At 73.6% G+C, this 12,541-nt stretch carries 13 protein-coding genes and 3 tRNA genes; 4 read left to right on the top strand and 12 right to left on the bottom strand.

Annotated features, from left to right (window positions below):
* Positions 1-8: 8 nt before the first annotated feature.
* From EBO15_RS17405 to EBO15_RS17375, 8 genes are all read right to left on the bottom strand, one after another.
* Positions 9-536: a TlpA family protein disulfide reductase gene (locus EBO15_RS17405; protein ID WP_122195449.1), complete on the bottom strand. Its 528-nt coding sequence runs from the start codon at positions 534-536 to the stop codon at positions 9-11.
* A 52-nt stretch (positions 537-588) separates the two neighbouring features.
* Positions 589-1,128 carry a MauE/DoxX family redox-associated membrane protein gene (locus EBO15_RS17400; protein WP_122195448.1) on the bottom strand — a complete coding sequence of 180 codons (540 nt, stop codon included), beginning with the start codon at positions 1,126-1,128 and terminating at the stop codon, positions 589-591.
* A 68-nt stretch (positions 1,129-1,196) separates the two neighbouring features.
* Positions 1,197-1,406, bottom strand: a complete 210-nt coding sequence (locus EBO15_RS43640) for a hypothetical protein (RefSeq protein WP_147481532.1) — start codon at positions 1,404-1,406, stop codon at positions 1,197-1,199.
* A gap of 195 nt (positions 1,407-1,601) precedes the next feature.
* Positions 1,602-1,676: transfer RNA gene (locus EBO15_RS17395), tRNA-Val, on the bottom strand.
* A 30-nt stretch (positions 1,677-1,706) separates the two neighbouring features.
* Positions 1,707-1,777, bottom strand: a tRNA-Cys gene (locus EBO15_RS17390).
* A gap of 32 nt (positions 1,778-1,809) precedes the next feature.
* A tRNA-Gly gene (locus EBO15_RS17385) sits at positions 1,810-1,881 on the bottom strand.
* A 141-nt stretch (positions 1,882-2,022) separates the two neighbouring features.
* Complete coding sequence (locus EBO15_RS17380; protein WP_122195447.1) at positions 2,023-3,042, bottom strand: CHAP domain-containing protein; 1,020 nt, start codon at positions 3,040-3,042, stop codon at positions 2,023-2,025.
* A gap of 120 nt (positions 3,043-3,162) precedes the next feature.
* Positions 3,163-3,981 (bottom strand): universal stress protein, encoded by an 819-nt coding sequence (locus EBO15_RS17375; protein ID WP_122195446.1) that lies wholly within the window; start codon positions 3,979-3,981, stop codon positions 3,163-3,165.
* A 140-nt stretch (positions 3,982-4,121) separates the two neighbouring features.
* Between EBO15_RS17375 and EBO15_RS17370 the strand changes: the two genes are divergently transcribed.
* Positions 4,122-4,697 (top strand): YceI family protein, encoded by a 576-nt coding sequence (locus tag EBO15_RS17370; protein WP_122195445.1) that lies wholly within the window; start codon positions 4,122-4,124, stop codon positions 4,695-4,697.
* Between the two features lie 10 nt (positions 4,698-4,707).
* Here EBO15_RS17370 and EBO15_RS17365 read toward each other — a convergent pair whose 3' ends face one another.
* A complete protein-coding gene (locus EBO15_RS17365) occupies positions 4,708-5,628 on the bottom strand; it encodes a LysR family transcriptional regulator (protein ID WP_122195444.1) in 921 nt (306 codons plus the stop codon).
* Between the two features lie 94 nt (positions 5,629-5,722).
* On the opposite strand from EBO15_RS17365, the gene EBO15_RS17360 reads away from it, so the two are divergent.
* Together EBO15_RS17360 and EBO15_RS17355 are read left to right on the top strand one after the other, a co-directional pair.
* Positions 5,723-6,844 (top strand): TDT family transporter, encoded by a 1,122-nt coding sequence (locus EBO15_RS17360; protein WP_122195443.1) that lies wholly within the window; start codon positions 5,723-5,725, stop codon positions 6,842-6,844.
* Positions 6,845-7,012: 168 nt separating this feature from the next.
* Positions 7,013-9,340 (top strand): ATP-binding protein, encoded by a 2,328-nt coding sequence (locus EBO15_RS17355; RefSeq protein ID WP_122195442.1) that lies wholly within the window; start codon positions 7,013-7,015, stop codon positions 9,338-9,340.
* A gap of 19 nt (positions 9,341-9,359) precedes the next feature.
* Here EBO15_RS17355 and EBO15_RS17350 read toward each other — a convergent pair whose 3' ends face one another.
* The 3 genes from EBO15_RS17350 to EBO15_RS17340 form a co-directional block, all read right to left on the bottom strand.
* On the bottom strand, positions 9,360-9,929 hold the full coding sequence (locus tag EBO15_RS17350; RefSeq protein WP_147481531.1) for a hypothetical protein: 570 nt from the start codon (positions 9,927-9,929) through the stop codon (positions 9,360-9,362).
* A gap of 145 nt (positions 9,930-10,074) precedes the next feature.
* The gene (locus EBO15_RS17345) at positions 10,075-11,301 is read right to left on the bottom strand and encodes a M20 metallopeptidase family protein (RefSeq protein ID WP_122195440.1); all 1,227 of its coding nucleotides are present in this window, start codon (positions 11,299-11,301) and stop codon (positions 10,075-10,077) included.
* Positions 11,302-11,372: 71 nt separating this feature from the next.
* A complete protein-coding gene (locus tag EBO15_RS17340) occupies positions 11,373-12,140 on the bottom strand; it encodes a maleylpyruvate isomerase family mycothiol-dependent enzyme (protein WP_122195439.1) in 768 nt (255 codons plus the stop codon).
* A gap of 75 nt (positions 12,141-12,215) precedes the next feature.
* Between EBO15_RS17340 and EBO15_RS17335 the strand changes: the two genes are divergently transcribed.
* Positions 12,216-12,541, top strand: a 326-nt coding sequence (locus EBO15_RS17335) for a MerR family transcriptional regulator (RefSeq protein WP_233616258.1), incomplete at its 3' end; no start/stop codon positions are given.

The raw sequence follows: 12,541 nt of genomic DNA, 5'->3' as shown, positions 1-12,541 counted from the left end.
GGCGCCTCTCACGCCGCTGCCTGGCCCGGGATCAGCCGGATGCTGGTGTGCGACGCGACGATCGTCCCGTCCGGGCCGAGAAGGAAGAAGGACGGGAACACCGACACGTCGAAGCCCGAGGTCACCGGGCCTCTCTGGGGCTCCTGGACGACCCGTGCGGCGCCGCCGAGCGCGGTGACCAGATCCTCGGTGTCCTCGGCCGTGCCACTGACCACCGCCAGGGCGTCACCGTCGCGCATGCCTTCGACGTAGGCCAGAAACGGGTTGACATGGTCCCGGCATGACCTGCAGCTGCCGGAGAAGAAGCCGACCAGCCTGACGTCGCCCGGGATGGACACGGGGCGTCCGTCCACGTCGGTGGCGTCGACCTCGGGGGCCGGGGACCCGGACTCCTGCATGGCGAAGGGAAGAGCGGGGGCGGGATGCTCCTCGTGTTGCCCCTGGTCCCGCAGACGCCGCAGAACGGTCACGGTGAGGAGCAGGTTGAGGATCGTCAGGGCACCGAAGATCACGGTGGCGGTGGTGAGATACGGCATCAGATGCGCTCCTTGGGACGACTGATGGCGAAGCGGGCCGGCCGGACGTTCGTCACGACGGGTTCCGGGTGTCCTGGCCGGGGGCGAGGAAGGCGGCGAACTCATCGAGGAAGAGGACGAGGACCATGACCGCCGCGGCGCAGGCGGCGGTCAGCGCCACTCCCGCCGGGGAGGTGCGAGCGGAATGGCCGGTCAGCGAGCCTGCGGCCCCGGTCAGCGCGGCGGCCAGCAGGATCGCGTTGCGGAGCAGATGGGCCCCGCCGAGTGGAGTCGAGGAGGAACCGAAGCACTGGCACGGCACCCGCGCGCCGCGGGTCAGCCCCACCACGATGGCCGCGGAGAAGGCGATCAGCAGCACCGTCGCGGCGAGGAACCCGGCCAGGGGCAGCAGAGCCAGCATGACCACGGTCGCCGTCTCGGCGCTGATCGCCGCGATGGCGACGGCACGGGTCCGCCGTGGCCGGACCAGCCGCAGTTCCCTGATCGACCAGGCGAAGTCACGGAACGCCCGGCCGCTGCGAAGCTTGCCCACGACGGCCACCGCGAAGACACCGAACAGCATGCAGCGGCAGCCCAGAACCAGATAGTCCATCCAGAGCCCTCCGGAACCCGGGGCGGGCGCGTGCGACCGGCCCCGGGAACGGTTTCGGATCGGTCAGATCAGCACGGGGCCGCTGGGCTGCACTGTTCGTGGCATCCCTGCAGAACTGCCTGGCACTGGCAGTTGTAGCAGTAGGTGCAGGTGTAGATGCAGCTGCCGCCGCAGTTGGACTCGGTCCAGCAGTCCGGGGCGCAGCACGCTGCGGCCTCGGTCTTGGGGACGACCAGCGAGAGCACCCGCTCCCCGAGGGACAGTACGGACTGAACCATCACGCCTCCTGATGTGAGGAATCATCGGCACCGTGATGATCTGCGGTCGGCCTTCCCGCTCGCTAACGATGGCCTACCGCTGGGCTAACGGCCCCGGCCGAGGGCGGGTGGCCCGCATCGTCCGGAGAGCGCCCGAAAAGCCGGAAGCCCTGCTTCTCCAGAGGAGAAGCAGGGCTTCCGACCTGCGCTTACGTATGGTGGGCGATACTGGGATTGAACCAGTGACCTCTACCGTGTCAAGGTAGCGCTCTCCCACTGAGCTAATCGCCCGGGACCGTACTCTCGGGGGGTACGGCACAGAGGTGGAGACGGGATTTGAACCCGTGTACACGGCTTTGCAGGCCGTTGCCTCGCCTCTCGGCCACTCCACCAGAGCGAGACCGGCACACGGCCTGCCTCTCAGAGCGGAAGACGGGATTCGAACCCGCGACCCTCACCTTGGCAAGGTGATGCTCTACCACTGAGCCACTTCCGCGCGCCGCCCGGGTTCCCCTGGCGACGTCGTTAACTTTAGCGGAACTCCGGCGCCGATGCCCACTCGACGCTCGCGCTGGCGTGCCCCCGGCGGCCTCGTGACCTCCGGCTCCAGGCCCGTGCGCCCCGCGCCCCCGGCCTCTCAGACGGGGGCGGACTCCTCGCCTCCGGTGGTGGTCAGGGCGCGGGACAGGGGCGAGGTGAGCGTGGACTCGTGGTGGAGGTCGTCCCAGAAGGCCAGGTCCTCGTCCTCCTGGAGGTGGGCGATCCGGCCCCAGAACTCGCGGTCCTCGGCCTGGTGGGCGGCGGCGAGGGAGAGGGCGGGCATGACCGTGGTCTCGGAGGCGGCGTCGTCCAGGTCCGCGGGGGTGAGGTCGGCGGGGAGCGCGACCGGGGTGGCCGGGCGGTGGTGCTTGCCGCGCTTGCGGACGCGGATGGGCGCGCGGTCCGGGGCCAGTTCGGCGGCGCGGGCCGCGGCGGCCCTCCCGGCGCTGAGCGCGACCGTTCCGCACAGGATGAGCGCCAGGACGCCGCCCATCACGGCCTCCTGGGCGGGCAGGCCGGCGTCGTGATCATGGTGGGACGCCGGGGCCGGACGGTGCCGGGCCGCCGCGGCGGACGTGTCCTGAGCGGCCCCGATGTTCTGGACGGGGGCCGGGGGAGCGGAGTGCCTCGGCGCGTACCTCTCGGTGATCCTGACCTTGCCCGGGTAGCCGTAGCCGACGACCACGGCGTCGTCGCAGCGGGTGTGGCGGACGAGCCGTCCGCCGTCGCTGTTGCCCTCGATCGTGTGCAGGCAGTCGCCGTCGACGGACTCGACGAGGCCGACATGGTCGATCTGGTCGACGTCGCCGCTGGCGGACCAGTCGAAGAAGACCAGGGCCCCGGCCTCGGGCGTGTGCCCGAACGCGTCCTGCTTCTGGAACCACCTGGCGTGGTCGACGGTCGACGCGAACTGCCCGGCCTGCTGGGCGACCCCGGCCTGCTGCGCGGCCCAGGCGAGGAACATGTCGCACCAGGGGGCGGTGGAGAAGTAGGAGTCGTGGTCGCCGTCGATGGTCTTGCGGTACCACTCCCCGTACATGGAGTAGCCGTCGTCCTTCGCCTGGTAGCCGACCTGCTTCCGGGCGACGTCGAGCAACTTCCCGCCGATGGGATCCATGACGCTCCAAGGTCACGTATTGATCTCGACGGAATGTAGCGAAGGTAAATTCGAGCCCGCAACCAGTTCGGGTGAATCGGCCATCCTGGGCTATCGCCTGGGGGGCCGTGGGTGACTAGCTCAGGAGTAGCCCCTGGGCAGGACGGCGACCGGGCAGGACGCCGCCCGCAGGACCTTCAGCGCCATCTCGCCCAGGAAGACCTGATGGGCCGACGCGTCCTCGGAACTGGCCAGGACGAGGAGCTCCCCTTCGGGCCAGGGGACGTCGCTGAGGGCGTCCGCGACGTCGCCGCCCTCGGCCAGTTCGGCGGTCACCGCCTCGGGCGGCAGGCCGGACGAGTCCTGGGCATGGCGGATCGCGAGGGCCAGGTCGTCGTTGAGCCGCCCCCGGGCCTCGCCGTCGCCGACCAGCAGCGTGATCAGGCGCAGCGGGACGTCGAGGGCGAGCGCGGCCTGGGCCGTCCGCTCGACGGCCTCGTCGGCCTGCGGGCGGCGGACGTAGGAGAGGGTGATCCGGCCGAGGCGCTCGGGCGGCTCGTATCCGGCCGGGGTGATCATGACGGCCTCGTTGGAGGCGTGCAGCAGGTTGTCGCCGGCCGCGCCGATCGCCACCCGGCCGTGCGCGCCGCCCTCCTGCGAGCCGATCACGATCAGGTCCGCGCCCGCCCGGCTGGCCAGCGTGGACAGCCCGCGGCCCACACCGCGCGCCTCCTGGGCGACGAAGTCGGCGGAGACCTCCGGGGCGGTCTCGGTGAGCAGGTCCTCGGCCTGCCGCAGGACGGCGAGGGCCTCGCCCGCCGCGGCCGGACGGTCCGGCGGGTGGACGTGGGCGACGGTCAGCCGGCCCCCGGTCAGCGCGACGACGGCCCGGGCCAGGCGCAGTGCCTCGCGGCCGCCCGCGCCCGGCTCGTACCCGGCCAGCACGTGTTCTCCGATCACGCCCTGATCCTTCCCGCCCAGGTCAGCGGGCATGCGGAACGGCGCCGGACGGCGGCCCCGACCACGATCCGATTTTGTTCTGTCTGTGTACTTCTGCGGTAGATTCACGTCCGCTGCGTGAAATGTAGACATTTGGGGGAATGTTGACGCTGGACACCGTCGCGCCCGGATTGACGTCCGGCCGCTGGACCATCGATCCCGCCCATTCCGAGATCACCTTCACCGTCCGGCACCTGATGACGACCGTGCGCGGGACCTTCCCCGAGTTCGCCGGCGAGGCGCACATCGCCGACGACCCGTTCGCCTCGTCCGCGCGGGCGGAGATCACCCTGGCCTCCCTCGACACCCGCAACGCCGAGCGGGACGCGCACGTCCGGTCCTCCGACTTCCTCGACGTGGCGCGGCACCCGGTCATGACCTTCGCCTCCACCGGCGTCGAGCGCGCCACCGTCGGCCGCCGCGCCCGCACGCCCCGCTTCCACGTGGACGGCGCGCTGGGCGTCCGCGGCGTGACCCGCCCGGTGCGGATGCTGTCGGAGTACCACGGCATCAGCGAGGACCCGTGGGGCGGGATGCGCGCCGGCTTCACGGCCACCACCGAGATCAGCCGCCGCGACTTCGGCATCGAGTTCAACATCCCGCTCCAGGGCGACAAGGTCGTCCTCGGCGACACGATCGCCATCCAGCTCGAGATCCAGCTGGTCAAGGCCGCCTGACCCGGCTGGCTCAGTGCGCGGGCGCGTGGGGCGCGCTGCGGCAGAGGGACAGCAGGTCGCGCGCCGGTCCCGCCGGACGCGTTCCCGCAGGCCAGACGGCACGCAGCGGACGCGACAGGTCGAGTTCGCGGACGGGCACGTCCACCAGCCGTCCCCGCGCCAGCTCGTCGCCGACGGCCAGCTCGCTCACCACGGCCGGGCCCGCCCCGGACACCGCCGACCCCTTGAGCGCGGTGGTGGACGCCAGCTGCAGCATCGGCGGGGCCACGCCGCCGTGCGCGGCGAGCGCCCGGTCGAGGACCTCGCGCGTCCCGGATCCCTCCTCGCGCAGGATCAGCGGCGTCGTCGCCAGCTCCTCCGGGGTGATCCCGGAGCGGCGGCGCGCCCAGGGGTGCCGCGGCGAGACCACGACGACGAGACGGTCCGTGGAGACGATCGCGCCACTCAGTCCGGCCGGTTTGCGGGAGCCCTCGACGAATCCGAGGTCGGCCTCCCCCGCGCGCACGAGCTCGGCAACGGCGGTCGAGTTGGCCGCGCGCAAGGTCACGGCCGTGTCGGGGCGAGTCTCCCGCAACGCCACCAGCCAGCCCGGCATCAGGTACTCGGCGACGGTCAGGCTGGCCGCCAGGCGGAGCCGTCCGTCGCGTCGCTCGCGCAGGGCCTCGACGCCCGCGTCGAGGGCGTGCGCCGCGTCCACGACCTGCTGGGCCCATTCGGCGACCAGGGCGCCCGCCTGGGTGGGGCGCGAGCCTCGCGGTGAGCGCTCCAGGAGCGCCATGCCGAGCTGCCGTTCCATGGAGCGGATCCGCGCGCTGGCGGCGGGCTGGGTGACGCCGAGTTCGGCCGCCGCGCGCCCGACGCTGCCCAGCCGGACGACCGCGAGCAGCAGCTCGAGGGCGGCCAGGTCGGGGACGCGGTGGGAGAGCGGCATGATCCCAGTCTAGCCCCGGCCATAACCTCGGCTTATGACCCCATAGGGCCGTGACCACTACTGATCGTGTCCAGGGGACGGCAGTCTCGGAGACATGGGCATCACCGTCGCACCGCCGAGGCGGATCATTCTGGGAGAGCTCGACCGCCCGGCCGAGGCGTTCCGTCATCTCGGGCCGAACTGGTACGCGGCCGTCATGGGGACGGCGATCATGGCGAACGGCGCGAACGCGCTGCCGGTCACGGTCCCCGGGCTGCACCGGGTCGCCGTGGCGTTCTGGGCGCTCGGGCTGCTGATGCTGATCGCGCTGTCGAGCGCCCGGCTCGTCCACGTCGTCCGGCATCGGGCCGAGGCGCGCGCGATGCTGCTGGACAACCCCGGGACCGCCGTCTTCTACGGCTGCCCGCCGATGGCGCTGCTGGCCGTCGGCGCGGGCACCCTCACGCTCGGCCGCGACGTCCTCGGCGGATCCGCCGCCGTGACGGTCGCCTGGGTCCTGTGGACGGCCGGAACGGTGTACTCGCTCCTGGTCGCGTTCGGCATTCCTTACCTGATGGCCACGCGGCACGAGATTCGGCCCGGCACGGCGAACCCGACCTGGCTGCTGCCCGTGGTCGCGCCGATGGTCGCCGCCGCGACCGGCCCGGCGCTCATCCCGCACCTCCCCGAGGGCCAGGCGCGCGCGGCCATGCTCTACGGCTGCTACGCGATGTTCGGCGTGAGCCTGATGCTGACGATGATGCTGCTGCCGGTCGTCTGGCACCGGATCGCGCACGACAAGCTCGCGCCGCTGACGCTCACCCCGACGCTGTTCCTGGTGCTCGGGCCGCTCGGCCAGTCCACGACGGCCGCGGGCGCGCTCGGCGGCGCCGCGCCGGCCGCCGCGCCCGAGTACGCGCAGGCCATGCATGTGTTCGGGGTCCTCTACGGGGTGCCGATCCTCGGGTTCGCCCTGCTGTGGCTGGTCCTGTGCCTGGCCGCCAACCGGCGGGCGTTCGCGTCCGGGATGCCGTTCGCGATGACGTGGTGGGCGTTCACCTTCCCCGTCGGGACGTGCGTGACCGGCGCGTCCGCGCTGGCCAGGGCCACCGGCCTCACCGCGATGACCTGGGTTTCGGTCGGCCTCTACCTGCTGCTCGCGGCCGGATGGCTCATCGCCGGGAGCAACACCGTCCGCGGTCTGCGCACGGGACGGCTCTTGCTGCCGCCCCGCTGACCGTCCCGCGCGGACCGCTCGACGCGCGCCCCGACCGCTCGGACCGGGGGATTCGGACCCGCCGGAACCCCCGGTGACGGAACGGTTGCACGGCGTGCTCCAAAGGGTACGATGCGACGGACGTCCCCCCATCCGTCACCGGCCCCGCGCCGGTGGGAAGAGGCGCCGGTGTCGCTCAGCACCCTGCACCAACGGCCGGGACGCCTCCCGGCCGAGATGACCAGCTTCGTCGGACGCCGTGAGGAACTGTCCGGGATCGAGCGCCTCCTGGCGCGGTGCCGGCTCGTCACGCTCACCGGGCCCGGAGGCGTCGGCAAGACCCGCCTCGCGGTCCGCGCCGCCCGCGCCGCCGCGCCTCCCGACGGCGTCTGGTTCGTCGACCTCACCGCCGCCCCCGAGCCGGGGCTGGTCGCCCGGGTCGTCGCGGACGCGCTCGGCCTGCCCGACCAGGGCGGCGGCGAACCGCTGGACGCGACGATCGAGTTCCTCGGCCGCCGTCCCGGCCTGCTCGTGCTGGACACCTGCGAACACCTCATCGACTCCTGCGCGATGCTCGCCGAGACCGTGCTGCACGCCGCGCCCGACCTGCGCGTCCTGGCGACCAGCAGGCAGCCGCTCGACATCGCGGGCGAGCACACGCTCGTCGTCGCGCCGCTGCCGAGCCCGGTGCCCGGCGAGGAGGGCGCGTCCGGCGGGAACTGCGCCGCGCCGGGGGCCGCCGACGGCGCGGTCGCGCTGTTCACCGACCGCGCGTCCGCCGTGGTGCCCGGATGGACGGCGTCCGGCGACGACCGTGAGGCCGTCGCGCTGCTGTGCCGGCGGCTGGACGGCATCCCGCTGGCGATCGAGCTGGCCGCCGTGCAGGTCCGCGCGCTGTCGCCGCGTCAGATCCTCGAACGGCTCGACCGGCACGCCCTGGAGGTGCGGGGCCGCCGCACCGCCCTGCAGCGCCACCAGACGCTGCGCTCGGCGATCGACTGGAGCCACGAGCTGTGCTCGCCGGACGAGCGGCTGCTGTGGGCGCGGCTGTCGGTGCTCGCCGCCGACTTCGACCTGGAGACGGCCGAGCGCGTCTGCGGCGACGAGCGGCTCGCCCCGGTGACGGTGTTCGACCTGGTCGCGGGCCTGCTCGCGAAGTCGATCGTGCAGCGGGTGGAACGCGACGGCCGCGTCCGCTACCGGATGCTCGACACGCTGCGCGAGTACGGCGCCGAGCGGCTGGAGGGGCTCGGCGAGACCGAGCGGACGCGCGCCCGCGCGTTCGGCTGGTTCGCCGGGACGCTCCGCACGGCCGTCGACGAGCTGGGCGGGCCGCGTCAGCGGCACTGGCTGGAGTGGCACGCGCGTGAGGAGGCCGGCGTCCGCGCGCTGCTCGACTGGGGCATCCGCACCGCGCCGGACGAGGTCCTCCTGTCGGCCCATGTCTGCAACGGCCGCCTGCTCGTCCTGCGCGGACGCATCGGCGAGTCCTGGCACTGGGTGCGGCGCATGCTGGACGCCCGTCCGGTCGGTGACGAGCCGTTCTGGGCCGAGGCGCTCGGGCTCTCGGCGATGCTGACGGCCTTCCAGCGCAACCTTGCCAAGGCCGGGGAACTGGCCGCGCGGGCCCGGGCGCATCCGTCCGGGGCGGCGGACGGGTGCGGCGCCGGGTACGCACGCGCCGCCGAAGGGGTGGTCGCCCTCCAGGAAGGCGATCCCGAGCGCGCCATCGCGGCGCTGACCGAGGCGGAGCGGCTGCTCGCGGAGGCGTGCCCGGGTGAGGTCATCTCGTCGATCGTCCCGCTGCTCGCGGGCATCGCGCACGCGGCGCTCGGCGACGTCGCCACCGCCCGCGCCATCGCCGAGCGCACGATGCGCGAGGCCGAGCGTGAGGGCAACGTCTGGGGTCAGGCGTACGCCCGCGCCCTGAACGGGATCGTGCTCCTGCTGCTGGGGCAGGCGAGCGAGGCCCTCGCCGTGGGACGGACGGGGCTGCGGACGATGGCCGAGCTCGACAACCGGCTCGGCCTCGCGCTGTGCCTGGAGGTCGTGGCGTGCGGCCTGGCCGCGACCGGGCGGCCCAAGAGCGCGGCGGCGCTGTTCGGCGCGGCCAAGCGGCAGTACGACGACAGCGGCGCGGTGCTGTTCGGCCCGGTCTACTCGGCGCTCATCGGGGTCGTGGTCGACGGCGTCCGCACCGAGCTCGGGTCCGATCCCTACACGGCGTCGGCCGAGGCCGGCGGGCGGATGGAGCTGGACGCCGTCCTCGCCGAGGCGCTCGGTGAACGCCGCGAGACGCCGTCCCCGGGACCGGGCGGCGGACGGCCCCGCGGATCCCTCAGCCCGCGCGAGTGGGAGATCGCCGAGCTCGTCGCCCAGGGCCTGACCAACCGGGAGATCGCCGACCGCCTGGTCATCGCCAAGCGGACCGCCGACTCGCACGTCGAGCACATCCTCGCCAAGCTCGCCGTGTCCTCACGGGCCGAGATCGCCGCCTGGTACGCCCGCAACTCCTAGGGGAACCGCCGGGCGGGGGTCAGTTCCGGGCGCGGGCCGTGGCCCGGCGGGCGCGGTTCTCGGCCTCGGCCAGGGCGTTGTTGACGGCGCGGACCAGGCCGCCGGTGATCTCGGCGCCGCCCGCGTCGTGCTCCCACCAGATGCGGGCGATGTGCCCGGAGATGGACGCCAGGGCGTAGACGCGGTGGTCGCTCGTCCACGCCTCGGACGAGGTCCGTTCCGCGGGGTTGTCGGCGGTGTCCAGCCGCACCCGCTGCACGTCGAGGGTTAAGGGGAGGGCATGCCGCCCGGTCTCCGGTTTCGGCCGGGACCGCGCGAGCGCGGTGTTGACCAGCTTGTTGAGCCGGTCCTCCAGGTCGGCCTGGCTGCCTCGCAGCAGGAGCCCGTCCAGTTCGATGCCGGTCAGGCGGCCGGCCGCCGCCGTGACCCGGATGCGCCCGTCCTCGGAGTTCGCGTCGGCCCGGGAGGACGTCTGCCGGGCCACGGCGACGGCGTCGGGGCCGGGCGCGCGCCACCCGTCCGGCCCGCTCCGTGCCCGCTCGATCCGCTCGTCCATCATCATGCGGCCGCCCCCGCGTCCTTGGTCCATGACCGGCAGGGCTGACCCTGCCGTACAAGTCGGTCATAAGACGTGTGGTGCCTGACGAGGGTTCCGAGCGGACCGGGGGAGGAACCGGTCGGAGTGACGCGCCGGCACGACGCGTGACGCCAGGGACGCGGGGCCTTCGTCGAGGTCAGGCGGACGGTTCGGCGGCGAGCCGGCGAACGGCGAGCTCGGCGAGGAGGGCCGCCCCGTCGGGAAGGACGGCTTCATCGAAGACCGCATCCGCGGAGTGGTTGTTGGCGGCCTCGGCCGGATCGAGCCCTGGCGGGCAGGCGCCGAGGACCAGGAAGGCCGACGGGATCTCGTTGCCGACGAAGGAGAAGTCCTCGGACGCGGGGATGGGGCGCGGGGACTCGAAGTAGCGTTCCTCGCCCAGCACCTCGCGCACGGTCTCCCCGGCGAAGGCGGCCTCGGCGGCGTCGTTGGTCGTGACCGGATAGTCCTGGTAGTACTCGACGAGCACCTCGAGGCCGTGGGCGTCGGCGATCCCCTGGAGGAGCCGGGTGCACCGCTCGGCCATCTCGTCGGGCACCTGCCGGGAGAAGGAGCGGACCGTCCCGGTGAACGTGACCTCGTCCGGGATCACGTTGTCCATGGTGCCCGCGTGGAACGTGCAGATGGTCAGGACTACCGGGTCGAAGGCGTCGAAGCGGCGCGTCACGAGGTTCTGGAGGGCGGTGACCATCTCGCACGCGGCCGGGAGCGGGTCGTTGGCGCGGTGCGGCATCGACCCGTGGCCGCCCGTCCCGCGGACGGTCACGCGGAGGCGGTCGGCGGCGGCCAGCATCGGGCCGCCGCGCGACACGAACAGCCCGGACGGGAAGCCCGCCGACAGCACGTGCAGCGCATACGCGGCGACGGGACGCTCCCCGGACGCGTCCAGGAGGCCCTCCTCGATCATGATCTTGGCGCCGCCCAGGCCCTCCTCGCCGGGCTGGAACATCAGGACGACGTTCCCCGCCAGGCTCTCGCGGCGGTCGGCGAGCAGGCGCGCGGCCCCGGTGAGCATGCTGGTGTGGAAGTCGTGGCCGCAGGCGTGCATGAGGCCCGGGACCCGCGAGATCAGGTCGGCCTCGCCGCGCTCGGTGACCGGCAGCGCGTCCATGTCGCCGCGCAGCAGGACGGTCGGGCCGGGACGGGCGCCGCGCAGGACGGCGGTGACGGAGCTGAGGCGCTCGCCGGTCGAGATCTCCAGCGGCAGGTCGTCGAGCGCGGCGAGCACCTTCTCCTGGGTGCGCGGAAGGTCCAGCCCGAGCTCCGGTTCGCGGTGCAGGGCGCGGCGCAGCCGGACCAGGTCGTCGCGGAGGCCGTCGGCGTCCGCGCGCAGGGACCGGCCGGGGATCGTGGAGCGGGGCATGGGCGCCTCCCGAAGCTCGGAAACGATCTTTCGCCTCACGTTATCCCCGCGCCCCGGCCTCGCGGCACCCCTCAGCCGAACGCGGTCAGGGACGTCCAGTGGTCGAGCAGCCCCCGGTCGCCGACGACCTTCACGCGCGGGTCGTCCGCGGTGATCCGCCTGCTGAGCAGCAGGAACAGGTCGGCGGCGCCGCCCCGGACGGCCACCTGCGCGTCGGTGCCGCGCGCGGTCTCGGCGACGCGCGGCCCGCCCGCGGTGCGGGTGACGAGCCAGGCGGGCAGGTCCGCCTCGGCCGGACGCCAGAGCAGGGTCTCGCCGTCCCCGCGCAACCGCGCGATCTCCGGCTTGACCTGCGCGACGAACGGCGAGGCCACGAGGGCCAGGCCCTCGGCGATGCCGTCGGCGGCGAGGTCGGCGTCGAGCGCCCACTCCGCGCCGACGGTGATCGCGGCGTCCGCGTGGTGGACGGTCGTGTCGTGCAGCAGCCGCCGCAGCCAGAACTCGGCGGGCACGTCGTCGCCGAACGGGCTCCAGACCGGTTCGCCCGCCGCCTCGACGGCCGCGACGAGCCGGTCGGCGCCGCCGCCGAGCCACTCCTCCCACAGGTGCGGGTTCATGCCGTCCGGGACGACCTTGGGGAGCGGTTCACGCGCGCGCGTCTCGATGGTGCGGGCCATCGCGGGAAGCGCTCCGCCGATGTGCTCGACGAGCTGCCGCAGCGTCCAGTCGGGGCAGGTCGGCACGGTCATGCCGGGATCGCCGCCGGCGGCCTTCCGGCCGAGCGCCGGAGCGTGGAGCCGCAGGCCCGCGGCGAGTCTGTCCCTGGGTGGGATGTCCATGAGATGCCCCTTCTGCCGTGGCGGAACCGATGCCCTTACCGTAGGAACTCCAGTCGGCTGGAGGTTCAAGTGTCTGTGACCCGTATCACGTCGCTGGGGATCGGGGAGCTGTCGCGGCGGACCGGCGTGCCGGTCCGGACGATCCGCTTCTACTGCGACGAGGGCCTGCTCGCGCCGCTGCGGAGCGGGGGAGGGCACCGCCGGTTCGACCCGCTCGCCGAGGAGCGGCTGCGGACCGTCCGGCGGCTGCGGGCGCTGGGGATGGGCCTGGTCGCGATCCGGTCCGTCCTGGACGGCGAGGACGACCTCGGCGAGGCGATCGCGCGGGAGCGGGCCGCCGTGGACGCCGAGCTGTCCGCGCTGGCCTGGCGGAGCGCGGCGCTCCGCGCGGCGGGGCAGGG

Origin of the sequence: Actinomadura harenae, from assembly GCF_003696215.1 — a bacterium.
Lineage (GTDB): Bacteria > Actinomycetota > Actinomycetes > Streptosporangiales > Streptosporangiaceae > Spirillospora > Spirillospora harenae.
The sequence above is the reverse complement of the archived record's forward strand: the minus strand, read 5'-3'. Positions and strand labels throughout refer to the sequence as shown.